The sequence below is a fragment of the Marinobacterium nitratireducens genome (genome assembly GCF_014645375.1).
GTDB classification, from domain to species: Bacteria; Pseudomonadota; Gammaproteobacteria; order Pseudomonadales; family Balneatricaceae; genus Marinobacterium_A; species Marinobacterium_A nitratireducens.
On record NZ_BMLT01000006.1, the window covers coordinates 122,897 to 139,562 of the forward strand.

The following is a 16,666-nucleotide window of genomic DNA, read 5'->3' on the forward strand; positions in this document are numbered from 1 at the left end:
GAGACATCATGTCGGCACAAGATCGTGAAAATGGGCTGCGGGTCCGAACCGAGGTCATGGGCGAGGAGTTCGTCGAGCGCGCCATGGGGATGGCCGACGAGCTGACCGCGCCAATGCAGGACTGGATCAACGAGCATGCCTGGGGTTCGACCTGGCAGCGCGAGGGCCTGTCGCGCCAGACCCGCAGCCTGGTGACCATCGCCATGCTGGCGGCGCTGAAGGCGCCCACCGAGCTCAAGGGGCACGTGCGCGGCGCACTGCGCAACGGCTGCAGCAAGGAGGAGATCCGCGAAGTACTGCTGCACTCGCTGGTGTACTGCGGCGCACCGGCGGCGCAGGAGGCGTTCCGTGCGGCGAAAGAAGTGATCGACGCCTGGGATCAGGGGTGAGGGTTTACCTGAATCCGGCAATACACAATTTATCTGACAGGTGACAGGTGACAGGTGACAGGTGACGATTTCCCGTAACCCGTAACCCGTAACCCGTAACCCGTAACCCGTAACCCGTAACCCGTAACCCGTAACCCCTCAGGCGTTCTTGATACCGCTGAGGTTGCGGAAGGATATTTCCTTGGCGGTGTTGAGAAAGTCCACCATGAACTCGGCGCTTTTCTGGTCCTCGCGGATGGCGCCGTAGAGGGTACACCAGACGCCTTTCTCGCCCAGCGGGCGGGCGGCGACGTAATCGCGCTCGAGGTACTGGTGGATGGCCCAGTTCGGCAGCGCCGAGACGCCGCGACCGCTGGCGACCAGCTGCAGGATCATCACCGTGAGTTCGGCCGTGCGCACTTCGGCCGGTTCGATGCCGGCGGGGTCGAGGAAGTGGTTGAAGATATCCAGCTTGCCGTGGTCCACCGGGTAGGTGATCAGGGTTTCCTGAACCAGGTCCTCCGGGTGAATGAAGCGCCGCGCCACCAGGCGGTGCTGCTTGGCGATCGCCAGTACCGACTCGTAGCTGAACAGCGGAATATAGGTGATGCCGGTGCGCGGTTCCGGGTCCGAGGTGATGACCAGGTCCAGATCGCCGCGCGCCAGCGCCGGCAGCGGCTGAAAACTGAAGCCGCTGGACAGATCCATCTCGACCTCCGGCCAGTGCTGGCGGAAATGATCGATGGTCGGCATCAGCCACTCGAAGCAGCTGTGGCATTCGATACAGATATTCAGTCGCCCGGCTTCGCCGCCGGCCAGGCGCGCGATATCGCGCTCGGCATTGCGGATCATCGGCAGCACGTCGTCGGCCAGGGTCAGCAGGCGCTGGCCGGAGGAGGTGAAGCAGATCGGCTTGGTCTTGCGAATGAACAGCGAGCAGCTGAGGCGGTCCTCCAGGTCCTTGATCTGGTGAGACAGGGCCGACTGGGTCAGGTGCACCCGCTCGGCCGCTTCGACCAGGCTGCCGGCATCGCGCAGCGCGGCCAGCGTCTTGAGGTGCCTCAGTTCGATCATGCCTCACTCCCGTCCTGGATGTCGTGAAAGGAATTATAGCGGTATTCGCGCCCGGCGTCGGCAGCGCTGGGGTGGGATCGCGGTCCGGGCGATCCGGCGCGCTCGCTTGTTGGGGCCGCCGGGGCAGGACCTTAAGCGGCCCTGCCTTGCGGCGTGCTGAATCAGTTGACCAGCAGGAATTCCAGCAGCGCCTTCTGGGCGTGGAGGCGGTTTTCGGCTTCGTCGAAGACGATGGAGCGGGGGTCGTCGAGCATGTCCTCGCTGATTTCCTCGCCGCGATGGGCGGGCAGGCAGTGCAGGAACACGGCATCGGGGTTGGCAAGGTCCATCAGTGCAGGGCTGACCTGGAAACCGGTGAACTGCTTTTCGCGCGCCTTGGCTTCTTCTTCCTGGCCCATCGAGGCCCAGACGTCGGTGGAGACAAGGTCGGTGCCCTTTACCGCTTCCTCGGGGTCGCGGAACAGCCGGACCCGGTCGGCGTGCTGCTCCAGCAGCGACTGCATCGGTTCGAAGCCCTCGGGGCAGCAGATGTGCAGGCGGAAGTCGAGCAGCGCCGCAGCGTTGATCCAGGAGTTGCACATATTGTTGCCGTCGCCGATCCAGACCGCGGTCTTGCCCTGGATGGAGCCGCGGTGCTCGTGGTAAGCCTGCATGTCGGCGAGCAGCTGGCAGGGGTGGTAATCGTCGGTCAGGGCGTTGATGACCGGCACCCGCGAGTACCTGGCGAAGGTTTCCACGGTGGCGTGCTCGAAGGTGCGGATCATCACCACATCGACCATGCTGGAGATGACGCGGGCGCTATCTTCTATCGGTTCGCCGCGACCGAGTTGGGTGTCCCGCGACGACAGGAACATGGCGTGGCCGCCAAGCTGGGCCATGCCGGCTTCGAAGGATACGCGCGTGCGGGTCGAGGCCTTCTCGAAGATCATGGCCATGACGTGGTTCTGCAGCGGCTCGTATACTTCGCCGGCATTGCGCATCTGTTTCAGTTCCCCGGCCCGTACGATGAGCTGCTTGAACTCATCGGGGGTCAGGTCGTTCAGCGTCAGAAAGTGTCTCGTGCCCATAGGTGGTGTCTGCTTCAGCAGGTCCTCTGAGTGCGGCGATTGATTATGGATTCTTAGTCTAGTGCCGGAAGATATTCTGGCTTACCGATCGTCTGCCGCGTAGATCTGGATCAGTTTGGAAAGCGTGTTCACCAGCAGGTCCGCTTCGCCGTCGGTCATGGTCAGCGGCGGCAGCAGTCGCACCACGCGCCCGCCGCCGGTAACGTTGAGCAGGATGCCCTTGACCTTTGACAGCACAGCAAGTTCGCTGCCGGCTTCGTTCAGTTCGATGGCGATCATCAGGCCCTTGTTGCGGATTTCGCGCACGTAATCGGAGCCGGTCAGCTGTTCGCGGAAACCGTCGCAGATCCGCTCGCCGAGCGCCCGGGCGCGCTTGCAGAGGTTGTCGTTTTGGATGGTGTCGACCACCGCAAGCGCCGCAGCGCAGGCCAGGGGGTTGCCGCCGTAGGTGGAGCCGTGGGTGCCGGGGGTAAGCACCTCGGCTGCCTTGCCCCGGGCCAGACAGGCACCGATCGGCACGCCGTTGCCAAGCCCCTTGGCGGTAGTCACGACGTCCGGCAGGATACCGTTGTGCTGATAGGCGAAGTACTCGCCGGTGCGGCCGTTGCCGGTCTGCACCTCGTCGAGCATCAGCAGCCAGTCGTTGTCATCGCAGATATCGCGCAGCTGGTTGAGGTAGTCGTCGGCCGGAATACGAATGCCGGCTTCACCCTGGATCGGCTCGACCAGGATCGCGACCACATTGGGGTTGTTGGCGGCGATGGTGCGGATGGCCTCGACGTCGTTGTAGGGCGCGCGCAAGAAGCCGCCGACCAGCGGCTCGAAGCCGACCTGGACGGCACGGTTGCCGGTGGCGCTGAGAGTGGCCAGAGTGCGTCCGTGGAAGGCGCCTTCCATGACAATGATCGCCGGGTTGTCGACGCCCTGCTGGTGGCCGTACCGGCGCGCCAGCTTGATCGCCGCTTCGTTGGCTTCGGCGCCGGAGTTGCCGAAAAATACGTTGTCCATGCCGGAGAGCGCGGTCAGGCGCGCGGCCAGGCGCTCCTGTAGCGGCACGCTGTAGAGGTTCGAAGTGTGGATGAGCTTGGATGCCTGCTCGGTAATGGCATGGGTGACCGCCGGGTGCGCATGCCCAAGACCACAGACGGCGATACCGGACAGAGCGTCCAGGTATTTGTTGCCGTCGGTATCGTACAGCCAGGTCCCTTCACCGTGATCGAACGCCACGGAAAGGCGGTTGTACGTGTTCATGATCGGTGTGGTGGCCATGGCCGTCTCCCTACAACGCAAAAAGGCAGCCCCGGCTGCCAGACAAAAGAAAGGCATTCTATGTAGATGAGGGTGCTTTGGCAATGCGCGGGCCGCGGTAACGGGATTTTAATCGTGCGGGGTTGTAATGCGGTCCAGCGAACCCAATATGGTGTTTAGTGGCGGGAGCCCGGTCTCCGGGCGAACCAGTGTGGCAGCGCAGTTTTTCGCCCGCCGCGTGGGCGCCTGCGCATTCCGGGTTTTATTAATAGCCGTCATGCGTTTTACCTGACCATAATGCTCGGATAAACGGTCGGATTTGTGGTAGGCTAGCGCCACGTGTTCGCGCAGTGCGAGCGATAGCATACCCAGGCATTCAAAGGTGTATCAATGAGCGTAATCGACACCATCAAGGAGCAGATCGAAAAGAACCCCATTCTGCTCTATATGAAAGGCACCCCGCGATTCCCGCAGTGCGGCTTTTCCTCCCGCGCTTCCGAGGCTGTAATGAACTGTGGCGAGCGTTTCGCGTTCGTCAACATCCTCGAGAATCCGGAAATCCGCGCCGAGCTGCCGAAGTACGCCAACTGGCCGACGTTCCCGCAGCTGTGGGTCCAGGGTGAGCTGGTGGGTGGCTGCGACATCATCTGCGAGATGGCGGCCAGCGGCGAGCTCGAGACACTGATCAAGCAGGTGGCGGCCGAGCAGGGCGCGGACGAAGCCTGATTATTCGGCGGGACGCGCCAGAACGCATTCCGCCAACCCTTTCATCGGCGCGGCCGGGCAACCCCGGTCGCGCCGATGGATTTAAGAGCTTAAAACGGACTATTTACGGAGAAGATAAGTAATGGGCGTACTCGTAGGTAAGCAAGCACCGGACTTCACTGCTGCAGCGGTTCTGGGCGACGGTCAGATCGTCGACGCCTTCAACCTGAAAGAAGCGATCAGCGGCAAGTACGGTCTCGTTTTCTTCTACCCGCTGGACTTCACTTTTGTCTGCCCCTCCGAGCTGATCGCTCTGAACAACCGCATGGCGGCGTTCAAGGAGCGTAACGTCGAGGTGATCGGTGTTTCCATCGACTCTCAGTTCACTCACAACGCATGGCGCAACACTCCGGTCAACCAGGGCGGCATCGGTCCGGTTGAATACACCCTGGTTGCTGACGTGAAGCACGAAATCTGCCAGGCATACGACGTCGAAGCCGACGCCGGTGTCGCTTTCCGTGGTGCCTTCCTGATCGACCAGAACGGCGTTGTCCGTTCCCAGATCGTCAACGACCTGCCGCTGGGTCGTAACATGGAAGAGCTGATCCGTCTGGTCGACGCGCTGCAGTTCCACGAAGAGCACGGCGAAGTCTGCCCGGCTGGCTGGACCAAGGGCGACAAGGGCATGAACGCTTCTCCGGAAGGCGTTGCCGCCTACCTCGCCGAGGAATCCGGCAAGCTGTAAGCTGGACCGCAATCCAAAAAAAGGCCCGTCAACGGCAAGTTGACGGGCCTTTTTTGGTTCATCGCGCTCCAGCGGAAAAACGTAAATCGCAGGATGGGTGGAGCGATGCCTCGGTACGGCGTATCCGTCACCGATGCGGCCAGGGCGTCGTGCAACCCATCTTGGACGTCGGTTCGGCAGCTGGCTCTAGCGATGCAATGGCATTTGCCGGAACCTTTGGTGCTGCTGATGGGCATCGCGTAACCCGTCAAATCGATCGCGGTACAGATCGATGGCTCCCGGCCGGCAGAGCGCCAAGTGAAACCCCGGATGACCTTTCCGTTGCCTGCGAAGTCTGGGTAACAACAATCCCGTCAACTCGATCGCAGCGCAGATCGATCGGCTTCAGCCGGCAGGGGCTGGAGCGGGTACACGTAGGAGCTCGCTCCGCGAGCGAACCGAAGGCTGGCGGGGCGCTGAAAGGCTGTTCGCCCACAGAGTGGGCTCCTACTTCTGGTGCGAGGGCACCGCTTCCACAGGCCTCACGCCTGACTACTCTCAATCCTCGTAATGTCGCGCCTCGAGCACCATGTCCCAGCCGCCGAGGTCCTTCCAGCGATTGACGATGGAGCAGAACAGCTCCGCGGTCTTGCAGGTATCGTAGAGCGCCGAATGGGCCTTCTTGCCGTCGAAGTCGATGCCGGCGACGTCACAGGCGCGGGCCAGGACCGTCTGGCCGTAGGCGAGGCCGGCGAGGGTGGCGGTGTCGAAGGTCGAGAACGGATGGAAGGGGTTGCGCTTGATGTCGGCGCGGGCCGATGCCGCCTGCACGAAGCTGTGATCGAAGGCGGCGTTGTGGCCGACCAGTACGGCGCGCTTGCAGCCATGGGCCTTGATCGATTTGCGGATGGGCTTGAAGATGTTTTCCAGCGCCATGGCTTCGGGAATGGCGTCGCGTTCGGGGTCGAACGGGTCGATGCCGGTAAACTCGAGTGCGGAGCGCTCGAAATTGGCGCCCTCGAACGGGTCGACCGCCTCGTCGAAGCACTGGTCGATCATCAGATAACCGGTTTCATCCATGGTCAGGGTGACGGCGGCTACCTCTAGCAGCGCATCGGTGCGAGGGTTGAAGCCGGCGGTTTCGACGTCGACGACGACAGGCAGGAAGCCGCGAAACCGGTCGGCCATCATTTGCGCAGTGGTGCTGTTACTCAAGTAATATCCTTAATGCAGCGGGGCAGGGGCGAATGTCCCGCCATTCTAGCAGCCCGGCTTCGGAGCCTCCAACTTTGGGCACCGGCAAGCCGATGCCGGACCCGGGAGCGGGGATCCTCTAAAGAATAGCGCTGGCCGGTCGATACAGTTGCAGCGGGTGGCGTGCACAGGCGGCCTCCGGCAGTGCGCTGTCGGCCGGGGAGGGTGGCGCCGTTGCCAAGATACACTGGGTGGTGCTTTGATGTTCAGGTTTTGCGTCTTATTGTCCGTCTGCTTGTCGGTTCAGGCCGCCTGGGGTGTGACCTTCCGGGCGTCGATCGAGGATTCGCGCTGGGACCTCGAGGCGTCCCGGTTCAATTGCCGTCTGAGTCAGCCGGTGCCGGATTATGGGCGGGCGCTGTTCGAACAGGAAGCGGGCGAAGATGTGCATTTTCGCCTGCAGCCGCTAGGGCGCAGCCACGCCGCCGGGCAGGCGCTGCTGGTGGCTGAAGCGCCGCCCTGGCAACCGGGTATTGCGACCCGGGTGATCGGCCCGGTTGCGGTGGATGCCGCCAGTGGTGAGATCAGCGTCGATCCGCCCTACGCCCGGCAGATGCTGGCGTACCTGCACCAGGGGCTGGTGCCGACCTTCACGCATGAGCGCTGGCAGGGTACCGTAGAGCCGCTGCGGGTCGGGGTGTCGGCGGCGAATTTTCCATCGGCGTACCGCGAGTACAGCGGCTGTGTCGAAGGGCTGCTGCCGGTCAACTTTACCCAGGTGGCGCGTACCGCGCTGCTGTTTCCGTCCGCCACTACCGATCTTCCCGACAGCGCCCGCGAGCGGCTCGACCTGATTGCGCTCTACGTTCGCAACGATACCGAGGTGCGCTCGGTGTACGTCGACGGTCATTCCGACAGCCTCGGGCGGCGGCTGCTCAATCGTGATCTGTCTAAGAAGCGGGCTGAAGCCGTCACCCGCTATCTGGTGGAGCAGGGGATCGACGAAAGCATGATCACCACGCGTTTTCATGGCGAGCGCTATCCGGTGGTACCCAACAGCACAGCGGCCAACCGCGATCGCAACCGCCGCGTCACCGTGCGTCTGGAGCGCGACTGATTCTGTGACCCTGAGCCGCAGGGCGGGTGCTATCGTACGGCGAAAGGCGCTCGAGGCTTCTGAGTCCCGCGCTTAGCTGCTATACTGCGGCGCTTTTTCCAGACGTATCGACCGCCGCACCTTCGCTGCCGCGCGCTCGACGTCTTTTCGAACGACAGATTCCCCGTCCCGGTGGCCTGATGGCGGCCGGGCGATCTCATCTGGAGCTGAGACATGTCCGATATCAAAAAGGTTGTGCTGGCCTACTCCGGCGGACTCGATACTTCCGTGATCGTCCGCTGGCTGCAGGATACCTATAACTGCGAAGTCGTTACCTTTACCGCCGATCTGGGCCAGGGTGAAGAAGTCGAACCAGCGCGCGCCAAGGCCGAGGCCCTGGGCGTCAAGGAAATCTTCATCGAAGACCTGCGCGAAGAGTTCGTGCGCGATTTCGTCTTCCCGATGTTCCGGGCCAACACCATTTACGAAGGCGAGTACCTGCTCGGTACCTCCATCGCACGTCCGCTGATCGCCAAGCGCCTGGTGGAAATCGCCAACGAAACCGGCGCCGACGCCATTTCCCATGGCGCGACCGGCAAGGGCAACGACCAGGTCCGCTTCGAGATGGGCGCCTACGCGCTGAAGCCGGGCGTCAAGGTTATCGCGCCCTGGCGCGAGTGGGATCTCACCTCCCGCGAAACCCTGATGAAGTACTGCGAAGACCGCAACATTCCGGTGGACTTCTCCGGCAAGAAGAAAAAGTCGCCGTACTCCATGGACGCCAACCTGCTGCACATCTCCTACGAGGGCGGCATTCTGGAAGATCCCTGGGCCGAGGCCGAAGAAGACATGTGGCGCTGGTCGGTATCGCCCGAACAGGCGCCGGATCAGCCGACCTATATCGAACTGACCTACGAGAAAGGCGACATCGTGGCCATCGACGGTCAGGCGATGAGCCCGGCTACCGTGCTGGAAACACTGAACAAGATCGGTGGCGCCAACGGTATCGGCCGTCTCGATATCGTCGAGAACCGCTTCGTCGGCATGAAGTCCCGTGGCTGCTACGAGACTCCGGGGGGCACCATCATGCTGCGCGCTCACCGTGCCATCGAGTCGATTACCCTGGACCGCGAGGCCGCTCATCTGAAGGACGAGCTGATGCCGCGCTACGCCAAGATCATCTACAACGGCTTCTGGTGGTCGGAAGAGCGCAAGATGCTGCAGCAGCTGATCGACTACAGCCAGCGCAATGTCAACGGCGACGTGCGCCTGAAGCTGTACAAGGGCAATGTCGAGGTCGTGGGTCGCCGCTCGGCGGGCAGCCTGTTCGACGAAAGCATCGCCACCTTCGAGGACGATGCCGGTTCCTACAACCAGAAGGATGCCGAGGGCTTTATCAAGCTCAATGCCCTGCGCATGCGTATCGCTGCCAGCAAGGGGCGCAACCTGCTGGAAGACTGATTCCCAGGTGTTCGAAAAAAGCCCGCATTGCGGGCTTTTTTGTGTCTGTCTGTCACCCTCGCATGCACTGTGATAACTTTGCGACACCTTTCCTGTCAGCGGCTTTATGGAATCCTACCTCGAAGGCAAGACGGCGCTTGTCGTCGACAGCAACCGGGACGATCTCGGCGCCTTGCGCGAGCTGCTGGGCGGTTTTGGCCTGGCTCAGGTCGCGGCCGCCACATCGGCGGGCATGGCCGTCAACTATCTCGCCGCCCAGTCTTTCGATTTCTGTTTTGTCGCCTATGACCTCGGACCCGGCGTCAAGAACGGTCTGCAGGTGATCCAGGAGGCCACGCTCGATGGCTCGCGCCGCTATCGCGACGGCTTCGTGCTGATCGCCGCCAGCGATCAGGCGCAGGCGCTGGCCGGAGCGCTCGAATACGCGCCGGACGCCTGTATCGCCAAACCCTGCGACCGGGCCCGGCTGCGTCAGTGTCTCGATCGCCTGGCGCGGGTGAAGTCGCTGTTACTGCCGCTCGAGGAGCGGCTCGACGAGGGGGACTGGAAGGGCGCGCTGGAACAGGGTGAGCAGGCGCAGGAGCGGTACCCGGGCGTGCGGCCCTATCTGCAGCGCCTGCGTGGCATTGCGCTGCTGCACCTGGAGCGGTTCCGGGAAGCCGAAACTCTGTTCCTCCGGTTGTCGCAGGAGCCTGTCTGCGACTGGGCCGACATCGGCCTCGGGGTGGCGCTTTACCAGCAGGGTCGCTACCGCGAAGCGCATCGGTGTCTGGGGCATCTCACCGGGCAGAATCAGACCGCGCCCGAGGCGTTCCTGATGCAGGCGCGCTGCGAACGGGTGTTGGGGCACTGGCGCGAGGCTCAGATGCTGCTGCGCAAGGCGACCATACTGCAGCCGTTCATGCCGCAGCTGCAGTCGGACCTGGCCTGTCTGCTGGCGCTCGACGGCGACTGGCCCCAGGCCGCGACCGCCTATCGTCAGGCGGTCGCCCATGGGCGCTACTCGCCGTTTCAGCGCGTCGATTGCTACTACGGGCTGGTCGAAGCGTTGCTGCAACAGGTGGAGAAGGGCGCCTCTGCAGTCTCCGATGCCGCCGAGGCCGAGTGCGTGCGCACGCTGGAAAGCGCGGTGCGGGATTTCGAGGGCGACCCGGCGGTGCCGTTCCGGGCCCGCCTGCTGGCAGCGCGGCTGTACCGGCGCAGTGGCAACAGCGCCCTGGCCGAGCAGGCGGCGCAGGATGCGCTCGAGCGCTTCGGGTATCTGCCGCCGTCGCTGCAGGCGGAACTGGCGGACCTGATGGCCGACGGGCTGGAGGACAGCTCGCTGGCCGAGCTCGGGCGGCAGCGGCGTCAGGAAGCCATGCGGCTGCTCGCGACGCTCGACTGGGGGCGCAGTAATCTGTCGGCAATGCTGAGCTACCGGCGCAAGGACTATGAACAGGCCTATGCGCGTTTCTGCGAGGCGGACCGGCTGCGCAGCGGCAATCCGGCGGTGGTGCTCAACCTGGTGCAGGCGGGACTGGAAGTGGCCAGGCTCGATGAGGCGCGCGCCCGGGCGGTGCTGCGTCACTGCGATGACCTGCTCTACGGTCTGCAGCTCGGAGCGCTGGGCCAGAAGCAGCAGGAACGTTACCGTTCGCTGTGCCGGCGCCTGGCAAATCTCAATCTTCTGCGGGGCGGCGCCGAAATGGCCCGTTGAGGGCTCAGAGGAAGGAATCGTCGTCTTCGATCAGGATCCGGGATTGTTCTGCAGGCCGCGGTTCGCTATCTTGTAGCTCCTCCGATTCAGGTTGCATAAAGCTACGGGCAAGTTTTCGGCTCAGTAGCTTCTTCTGCGATGCCTGCGGGAAGTCGGTGAAGAGTACGATATTCTTGGCGATCAGTATCTCTACGATGTCCTCGATGATGCGAATGGTTCCGGCATCGGAGCTTTCGAGGAACTGTTCCGGCGAAAAGGAACTGTCGTTGATCGACAGGAAGTTGAGTACTTCCCGGTCCTTCATGTCGACCGCCGTGGAGCCCGGCTCTGCGGTTTCGGTCAGTGCGACGATCCGTCCGTCCGGATTGCGTTTGGCGTAGAGCATCGGGATACAGATATCAGCCAGTTGAGTTGCGTGTTAGTATGGAGCTCGCGATCCGAGCAGGTCAAGGACATGGACGACATTCAGGATCCCCTTCTTAGCTGCCTGGTCGAGCTGACCCGGCAGAACCACAACCCCCTCTCGGCTGATGTACTCAGCGCCGGGCTGCCGCTGGAGAACAACCGGCTGACGCCCAAGCTATTCGTTCGCGCGGCTCAGCGTGCCGGACTCAGAGCCCGGGTGATGCCCCGCGCACTGCGGGAGATATCCCCGCTGGTGCTGCCGGTGGTGCTGCTGCTCGACGACGACCAGGCCTGCATCCTGCAGGAGCTGGATCTGGAGGATGATTCTGCACTGATCATCCAGCCCGAAAGCGGCGGCAAGCACCGGGTGCGCCTGGACGACCTCGAGACGCACTACAGCGGTTACGCGATTTTCGTCCGCCTGGAGTATCGCTTCAGCGAGCGCGTCTCGAAGGTTTTGGACGACCGCCAGGGGCACTGGTTCTGGGGCACGCTCAAGCGTTCGGTACGGATTTACCGTGACGTGCTGCTGGCGTCGCTGCTGATCAACCTGTTCGTGCTGGCAAGCCCGCTGTTCGTGATGAACGTCTACGACCGGGTCGTGCCCAACAGCGCCATCGAAACCCTCTGGGTGCTGGCGGTCGGCCTGTTCGTCGTCTATCTGTTCGACTTCGGCCTGAAAATGCTTCGCGCCTACTTTATCGAGGTGGCCGGCAAGAAGACCGATGTGCTGCTCTCGGCGATGCTGTTCGAGAAGGTGATGTCGCTCAAGTACAGCGCCATGCCGCGGTCGGTCGGCTCGTTCGCCAGCAATCTGCGCGAGTTCGAGAGCATCCGCGCGATGCTGAGTTCCACCGTCAATACCGTGCTGATCGATATTCCCTTCGCGGTGATATTTCTCGCCGTGATCCTGCTGATCGGCGGCCCCCTGGTGGTGGTGCCGGTGGTGGCGATCCCCGTCATCTACCTTTTTTCGCTGATCGTGCGGCCGCGGCTGCGGGAGTCGGTCGAGAAGACCTTCGAATCGGCGTCGCAGAAGAATGCCACTCTGGTCGAGAGTCTGACGGCGATGGAAACGGTCAAGACCCAGCGCGCCGCCTCGCCGTTGCAGCTACGCTGGGAGCAGGCCGGCGGCTACATCGCGCGCTGGGGGCTGCGGTCGCGCATGCTGTCGTCGTCGGTGGTCAATTTCGCCGGTCTGGTGCAGCAGCTTACCTCGACCGCGATCGTGATCTTCGGCGTGTATCTGATCTCCGAGCGCGAGCTGACCCTGGGCGCCCTGATCGCCAGCGTCATTCTGTCGGGCCGGGTGATCGCGCCGATGGGGCAGCTCGCAGGCCTGGTAGCCAACTTCCATCAGGCTTCCACGGCGCTGAAGACCCTCAACCAGATCATGGATCTGCCGGAGGAGCGTGAGGGCGAGCGGCACTTCGTGCACCGGCCCGAACTCAAGGGCGATATCGAGTTCAACCAGGTCAGCTTCAGCTATCCGGGCGAGCAGCAGAAAGCGCTCGACGGCGTTTCCTTCCGTATCCGGGCAGGGGAGAAGGTAGCGCTGATCGGTCGTATCGGCTCCGGCAAGTCCACCGTGGAAAAGTTGCTGATGGGCCTTTACAGCGCCAGCGACGGGGCCATTCGTGTCGACGGTATCGACATCAACCAGATCGATCCGGTCGACCTGCGGCGCCATTTCGGCTACGTGCCCCAGGACATCATGCTGTTCGCCGGCACACTGCGCGAGAACATTACCCTGGGCGCACCCTATGCCAGCGACGAGCAGATGGTGAAAGTGGCGAGGCTCGCCGGCGCCGACCACTTCGTCAACCGCCACCCGCTGGGCTTCGACATGCAGGTGGGCGAGCGCGGCGCGGCGCTGTCGGGTGGCCAGCGGCAGGCCGTGGCGGTGGCGCGCGCGCTGATCCACGATCCTTCGGTGCTGATTCTCGACGAGCCGTCCAATGCCATGGACAACTCGTCCGAGGAGACGCTGAAGCAGCAACTGGCGGAGTATGCCCGTGAGCGTACCCTGGTGCTGGTGACCCACAAGATGTCGCTGTTGTCGCTGGTGGACCGCCTGATCGTGATCGATGGCGGCAAGGTCGTGGCCGACGGGCCCAAACAGACTGTGCTCGAAGCGCTGAAGCAGGGACGCCTGCAGATTCGCAAGTAGGAACCTCCATGAACAGGCCAGTATCCAGGGACGATACCCGCTTTATGACCAGCATCAGCGAGGCGATGCTGGAGCAGACGCCGCGCAGCGCCCGCCTGTTGCTCTGGGGGATGGCGCTGTTCATCCTGCTGGCGATCGTCTGGGCCAACTGGGCTCAGCTCGACGAGATCAGCCGTGGCGACGGCGAGATCATCCCGTCGAGCCAGCTGCAGGTGGTGCAGAATCTCGAGGGGGGTATCGTTTCCGCCATCCTGGTGCACGAAGGCGACCTGGTCGAGAAGGGGCAGGTGCTGCTGCGCATCGACGACACCCGCTTCTCCAGTTCCTTCAACGAAAACCGGGTGCGCGAATACGAGCTGATCGCCAAGCAGCTGCGCCTGCAGGCCGAGGCCGACGGAACCGAGCTGGAGATGCCCGCGGACTTCCCGCCGGCGTATCAGCATATGCTCGACCGCGAGCGCAATCTCTACAATGCCCGTGTGCAGGAGTTGCGCACCACGCTTTTGATTACCCGCCGCCAGCTGGAGCAGCGCCGACAGGAGCTCAGGGAAGCCCGCTCCCGCATCGATCAGCTTCAGAGCAGCTACAATCTGTTGCTCAAGGAGTACAACATCATGAGACCCCTGGTCGGCGAAGGGGTGATCTCGGAGGTCGAGTACCTGCGCACCCAGCGCCAGGTCAATGATCTCAAGGGCGAGCTGTCGGCGACGCGGCTGAGCATACCGCGCATCGAATCGGCGATCGCCGAGCACGAGAGCCGTCTCGAGGAAGGCGAACTGCAGTTTCGCACCGAAGCCCGCACCGAGCTGAACGAGGTGAGCGGCGAGCTGGCGCGCCTGCGCGAGGCGATGCAGGGCATGCAGGACCGCATTACCCGCACCGAGGTGCGGGCGCCGGTGAAAGGAACCGTCAAGGAACTGATGGTCAACACGGTCGGCGGCGTGGTGCAGCCCGGTGACGATCTGCTCAATATCGTGCCCTGGGAGGACCGGCTGCTGGTCGAGGCCCGCATCCGGCCGGCGGATATCGCCCCGATCAAGGTGGGCCTGCCGGCGAGGGTCAAGGTCTCGGCCTACGATTTCTCGATTTACGGGGGGCTGGACGCCAAGGTGGTGTTCGTCTCGCCGAGCACCATCCTCGATGAGGAGAAAAAGGCGTTCTATCGCGTGCGTCTGGAAACCGAGACGCCCTATCTCGGCAACATCGAAAAGCCGTTGCCGCTGATCGCGGGCATGACCGTGAGTGTGGATATTCTCACCGGCAAGAAAACGGTGATGGACTATCTGCTCAAACCGATTCTCAAAGCCCGCGACAGGGCACTGACGGAACGCTGAGATGAGGCTGGGAATCTATACCACGCATGACAACGTGCTGGAGCGCTGGCAGCGGTTGCTGCACGAGCTGTCGCCGCAGCTGCTCAAGAGCGGCGAGCTGGAACAGGGGCTTTCCGACGGCCTGATGCTGCTGCATCTGGACTCGCTGGAACTGCAGCGCCGCAAGGCGCTGTTCCAGAAGCTGCAGGCAGGCGGGCAGCTATATGCGGTGCTGACCGACCGGCCGCATGATGACGACGGCATCCGCATGCTGGCGCTGGGCGCACGTGGCTACGCCAGCACCTTCATTACCGGGTCGCTGCTGCTGCAGTTGATCGAAACCCTCTGGCGCGGGGATATCTGGGCAAGCCCGGTGGTCATGCAAAAGCTGCTCAGGCGGTTGCTCAACGGTCAGCCGGCCCAGTTGCTGGCGGCGCAGTCCGCGCGCGTGGGCCTTGCGGCAAGCCTCAGCGAGCGGGAACAGCAGGTGATGGATATACTGGTAACCGGCGCGGCCAACAAGGTGATCGCCCGGCAATTGAACATAACGGAAAGAACGGTAAAAGCTCATATCAGTGCTATTCTCAGGAAAACGGGCGCGGGTGACCGCGTTTCGCTAATCCTTATGGCAAACGAGCAGCAGCGTCTACACTAACAAGTCAGTGGAAACCCTTCAGGGAGACAGGAAAATGGGCCTCAGGACAGGGATATTCGCCGGAGTGACATTGATGTCGGCGATCCAGGTGGCAAACGCCACCTCTATAACGGATGTGATCAGCGAGAACATGGTCCGGAATCCGGAAGTGGCGGCAGCGCTAAATGCCCGCGATGCGGTACGGGAAGAGGTTAAGGAGGCCATGGGCGGCCTGTATCCCGATCTCGATCTGCTGATGGGTGTCGGTTACGAGTGGACCGACGACCCCAGCACCCGCGGCGCGCAGCAGGGAACTGGCGGCGACGGCGACGAGGACATGTGGCGCAAAGAAGCTTCTCTGAACTTCCGTCACATGCTGTTCGACGGTATGGCCACCCAGAGCGAAGTGGCACGCCAGGAAGCGCGGCTGCTGTCGGCCGATGCCCGCGTGCGCGAAGCCACCGAGCAGTTCGCGCTCGACGCAACCCGTCACTATCTCGACGTGGTCCGTCGCACGGAGTTGTTGCGCCTGGCGCGTCTGACCCTCGACAATCACGTGACCATCTACGACCAGATTCGCCGCCGCTCGGAGTCGGGCCTTGGCAGTCTGGCGTCCATCCAGCAGGCGGAAAGCCGCCTTGCGCTGGCCGAAGTCAACGTACTGGCAGCCGAGAACAATCTGCGCGACGCCCGCGCCAACTACATTCGCGTGGTCGGGGCCGAGCCGCCGACGGATTACGAGGTGCCGGCCGATCTGGCAATGCCGGCCAGCTATGACGAGGCGCTGGAGCGTGCCGGCGACACCCAGCCAACGCTGCAGGTTGCCGCCGCCGATATCGAAGCGGCCAAGGCGCAGTACGAGGCGGCCTACAGCCGTCGCTACCCGACTCTGCACTTCGAGGCCGAACGCACCCTGTACAATGACATCGACGGCATCGGCGGTGACAACGAAGACTTCACCGCCATGCTGAGGCTGCGCTACAACCTCTTCAACGGTGGTACCGATGAAGCGCGCATCCGTCGTACCCAGCACCAGATCCACGAGGCCGAGGAAATCCGCAACAGCGCCGACCGCCAGGTCGCGCAGTCGCTGGGCCTGTCCTGGAACGCCTACGAGATTCTCGGTCAGCAGGTGGGTCACCTCGAGACCTACGTCAGCACCGCCGAACAGACCCGCGACTCCTACAAGAAGCAGTTCGACATCGGCCAGCGCTCGCTGCTTGACCTTCTCGATACCGAAAACGAGGTGTTCTCGGCGCAGAACTCCCTCACCGATACCTCGTTCGACTATCTGCTGTCGCAGTATCGCGTCTACAACGGCATGGGGCAGCTGCTCGAGGCGCTGGAGATCACGCCGCCGCAGGACGTGCCGATGAGCGAGAGCACGGAAATGGCGGAGGCCGGTCAGTAACGGGCGCTTTGTTGCATCTGCACAGGTGGCTGGATAAAATCCGCGCTGCCTAATTAAAGACAGATCCCAAGGGTTGCATGGCGCAACCCTTTTTATT

The 16,666-nt window shown here is 62.9% G+C and carries 15 protein-coding genes; 10 read left to right on the plus strand and 5 right to left on the minus strand.

All coding sequences use genetic code 11. The features are described from left to right. Nucleotides 1-8 precede the first annotated feature (8 nt). Complete coding sequence (locus IEX85_RS12975; protein WP_188861036.1) at nucleotides 9-389, plus strand: carboxymuconolactone decarboxylase family protein; 381 nt, start codon at nucleotides 9-11, stop codon at nucleotides 387-389. 138 nt (nucleotides 390-527) lie between these two features. Here IEX85_RS12975 and IEX85_RS12980 read toward each other — a convergent pair whose 3' ends face one another. From IEX85_RS12980 to IEX85_RS12990, 3 genes are all read right to left on the minus strand, one after another. After that, nucleotides 528-1,442: a LysR family transcriptional regulator gene (locus IEX85_RS12980; RefSeq protein ID WP_188861037.1), complete on the minus strand. Its 915-nt coding sequence runs from the start codon at nucleotides 1,440-1,442 to the stop codon at nucleotides 528-530. 161 nt (nucleotides 1,443-1,603) lie between these two features. Beyond that, nucleotides 1,604-2,509, minus strand: a complete 906-nt coding sequence (gene argF, locus IEX85_RS12985) for an ornithine carbamoyltransferase (protein WP_188861038.1) — start codon at nucleotides 2,507-2,509, stop codon at nucleotides 1,604-1,606. Between the two features lie 81 nt (nucleotides 2,510-2,590). Next, a complete protein-coding gene (locus IEX85_RS12990) occupies nucleotides 2,591-3,778 on the minus strand; it encodes an aspartate aminotransferase family protein (protein WP_188861039.1) in 1,188 nt (395 codons plus the stop codon). Between the two features lie 369 nt (nucleotides 3,779-4,147). On the opposite strand from IEX85_RS12990, the gene grxD reads away from it, so the two are divergent. Together grxD and IEX85_RS13000 are read left to right on the plus strand one after the other, a co-directional pair. Continuing rightward, nucleotides 4,148-4,483, plus strand: coding sequence for a Grx4 family monothiol glutaredoxin (gene grxD, locus IEX85_RS12995; protein ID WP_188861040.1), 336 nt, complete (start codon nucleotides 4,148-4,150; stop codon nucleotides 4,481-4,483). A 121-nt stretch (nucleotides 4,484-4,604) separates the two neighbouring features. After that, entirely contained in the window at nucleotides 4,605-5,207 is a 603-nt protein-coding gene (locus tag IEX85_RS13000; RefSeq protein WP_188861041.1) for a peroxiredoxin, read from the plus strand. Nucleotides 5,208-5,744: 537 nt separating this feature from the next. Here IEX85_RS13000 and rnt read toward each other — a convergent pair. Then, nucleotides 5,745-6,374 (minus strand): ribonuclease T, encoded by a 630-nt coding sequence (gene rnt / locus IEX85_RS13005; RefSeq protein WP_229721925.1) that lies wholly within the window; start codon nucleotides 6,372-6,374, stop codon nucleotides 5,745-5,747. Between the two features lie 289 nt (nucleotides 6,375-6,663). On the opposite strand from rnt, the gene IEX85_RS13010 reads away from it, so the two are divergent. From IEX85_RS13010 to IEX85_RS13020, 3 genes are all read left to right on the plus strand, one after another. Further along, the gene (locus IEX85_RS13010; protein WP_229721908.1) at nucleotides 6,664-7,497 is read left to right on the plus strand and encodes a flagellar protein MotY; all 834 of its coding nucleotides are present in this window, start codon (nucleotides 6,664-6,666) and stop codon (nucleotides 7,495-7,497) included. Nucleotides 7,498-7,710: 213 nt separating this feature from the next. Continuing rightward, a complete protein-coding gene (locus tag IEX85_RS13015; RefSeq protein WP_188861043.1) occupies nucleotides 7,711-8,937 on the plus strand; it encodes an argininosuccinate synthase in 1,227 nt (408 codons plus the stop codon). Nucleotides 8,938-9,043: 106 nt separating this feature from the next. Further along, on the plus strand, nucleotides 9,044-10,636 hold the full coding sequence (locus IEX85_RS13020; protein ID WP_188861044.1) for a tetratricopeptide repeat protein: 1,593 nt from the start codon (nucleotides 9,044-9,046) through the stop codon (nucleotides 10,634-10,636). Between the two features lie 4 nt (nucleotides 10,637-10,640). Here IEX85_RS13020 and IEX85_RS13025 read toward each other — a convergent pair whose 3' ends face one another. Then, a complete protein-coding gene (locus tag IEX85_RS13025) occupies nucleotides 10,641-11,021 on the minus strand; it encodes a hypothetical protein (RefSeq protein ID WP_188861045.1) in 381 nt (126 codons plus the stop codon). Nucleotides 11,022-11,090: 69 nt separating this feature from the next. On the opposite strand from IEX85_RS13025, the gene IEX85_RS13030 reads away from it, so the two are divergent. From IEX85_RS13030 to IEX85_RS13045, 4 genes are all read left to right on the plus strand, one after another. Then, nucleotides 11,091-13,211, plus strand: a complete 2,121-nt coding sequence (locus IEX85_RS13030; RefSeq protein ID WP_188861046.1) for a type I secretion system permease/ATPase — start codon at nucleotides 11,091-11,093, stop codon at nucleotides 13,209-13,211. An 8-nt stretch (nucleotides 13,212-13,219) separates the two neighbouring features. Then, nucleotides 13,220-14,545, plus strand: a complete 1,326-nt coding sequence (locus tag IEX85_RS13035) for an HlyD family type I secretion periplasmic adaptor subunit (protein WP_188861047.1) — start codon at nucleotides 13,220-13,222, stop codon at nucleotides 14,543-14,545. A 1-nt stretch (nucleotide 14,546) separates the two neighbouring features. Continuing rightward, nucleotides 14,547-15,179 carry a response regulator transcription factor gene (locus IEX85_RS13040; RefSeq protein ID WP_188861048.1) on the plus strand — a complete coding sequence of 211 codons (633 nt, stop codon included), beginning with the start codon at nucleotides 14,547-14,549 and terminating at the stop codon, nucleotides 15,177-15,179. A gap of 73 nt (nucleotides 15,180-15,252) precedes the next feature. Continuing rightward, nucleotides 15,253-16,569, plus strand: a complete 1,317-nt coding sequence (locus IEX85_RS13045) for a TolC family outer membrane protein (RefSeq protein WP_229721909.1) — start codon at nucleotides 15,253-15,255, stop codon at nucleotides 16,567-16,569. The last annotated feature ends 97 nt before the right edge of the window (nucleotides 16,570-16,666 follow it).

What these genes read in the sequence shown, in the direction of transcription:
- rnt (WP_229721925.1), bottom strand. Translation starts at nt 6,374, where the DNA reads ATGGCCGACCGGTTTCGCGGCTTCCTGCCTGTCGTCGTCGACGTCGAA.
- IEX85_RS13040 (WP_188861048.1), top strand. Translation starts at nt 14,547, where the DNA reads ATGAGGCTGGGAATCTATACCACGCATGACAACGTGCTGGAGCGCTGG.
- IEX85_RS12980 (WP_188861037.1), bottom strand. Translation starts at nt 1,442, where the DNA reads ATGATCGAACTGAGGCACCTCAAGACGCTGGCCGCGCTGCGCGATGCC.
- IEX85_RS13045 (WP_229721909.1), top strand. Translation starts at nt 15,253, where the DNA reads ATGTCGGCGATCCAGGTGGCAAACGCCACCTCTATAACGGATGTGATC.
- argF (WP_188861038.1), bottom strand. Translation starts at nt 2,509, where the DNA reads ATGGGCACGAGACACTTTCTGACGCTGAACGACCTGACCCCCGATGAG.
- grxD (WP_188861040.1), top strand. Translation starts at nt 4,148, where the DNA reads ATGAGCGTAATCGACACCATCAAGGAGCAGATCGAAAAGAACCCCATT.
- IEX85_RS12990 (WP_188861039.1), bottom strand. Translation starts at nt 3,778, where the DNA reads ATGGCCACCACACCGATCATGAACACGTACAACCGCCTTTCCGTGGCG.
- IEX85_RS13035 (WP_188861047.1), top strand. Translation starts at nt 13,220, where the DNA reads ATGAACAGGCCAGTATCCAGGGACGATACCCGCTTTATGACCAGCATC.
- IEX85_RS12975 (WP_188861036.1), top strand. Translation starts at nt 9, where the DNA reads ATGTCGGCACAAGATCGTGAAAATGGGCTGCGGGTCCGAACCGAGGTC.
- IEX85_RS13015 (WP_188861043.1), top strand. Translation starts at nt 7,711, where the DNA reads ATGTCCGATATCAAAAAGGTTGTGCTGGCCTACTCCGGCGGACTCGAT.
- IEX85_RS13025 (WP_188861045.1), bottom strand. Translation starts at nt 11,021, where the DNA reads ATGCTCTACGCCAAACGCAATCCGGACGGACGGATCGTCGCACTGACC.
- IEX85_RS13020 (WP_188861044.1), top strand. Translation starts at nt 9,044, where the DNA reads ATGGAATCCTACCTCGAAGGCAAGACGGCGCTTGTCGTCGACAGCAAC.
- IEX85_RS13000 (WP_188861041.1), top strand. Translation starts at nt 4,605, where the DNA reads ATGGGCGTACTCGTAGGTAAGCAAGCACCGGACTTCACTGCTGCAGCG.
- IEX85_RS13030 (WP_188861046.1), top strand. Translation starts at nt 11,091, where the DNA reads ATGGACGACATTCAGGATCCCCTTCTTAGCTGCCTGGTCGAGCTGACC.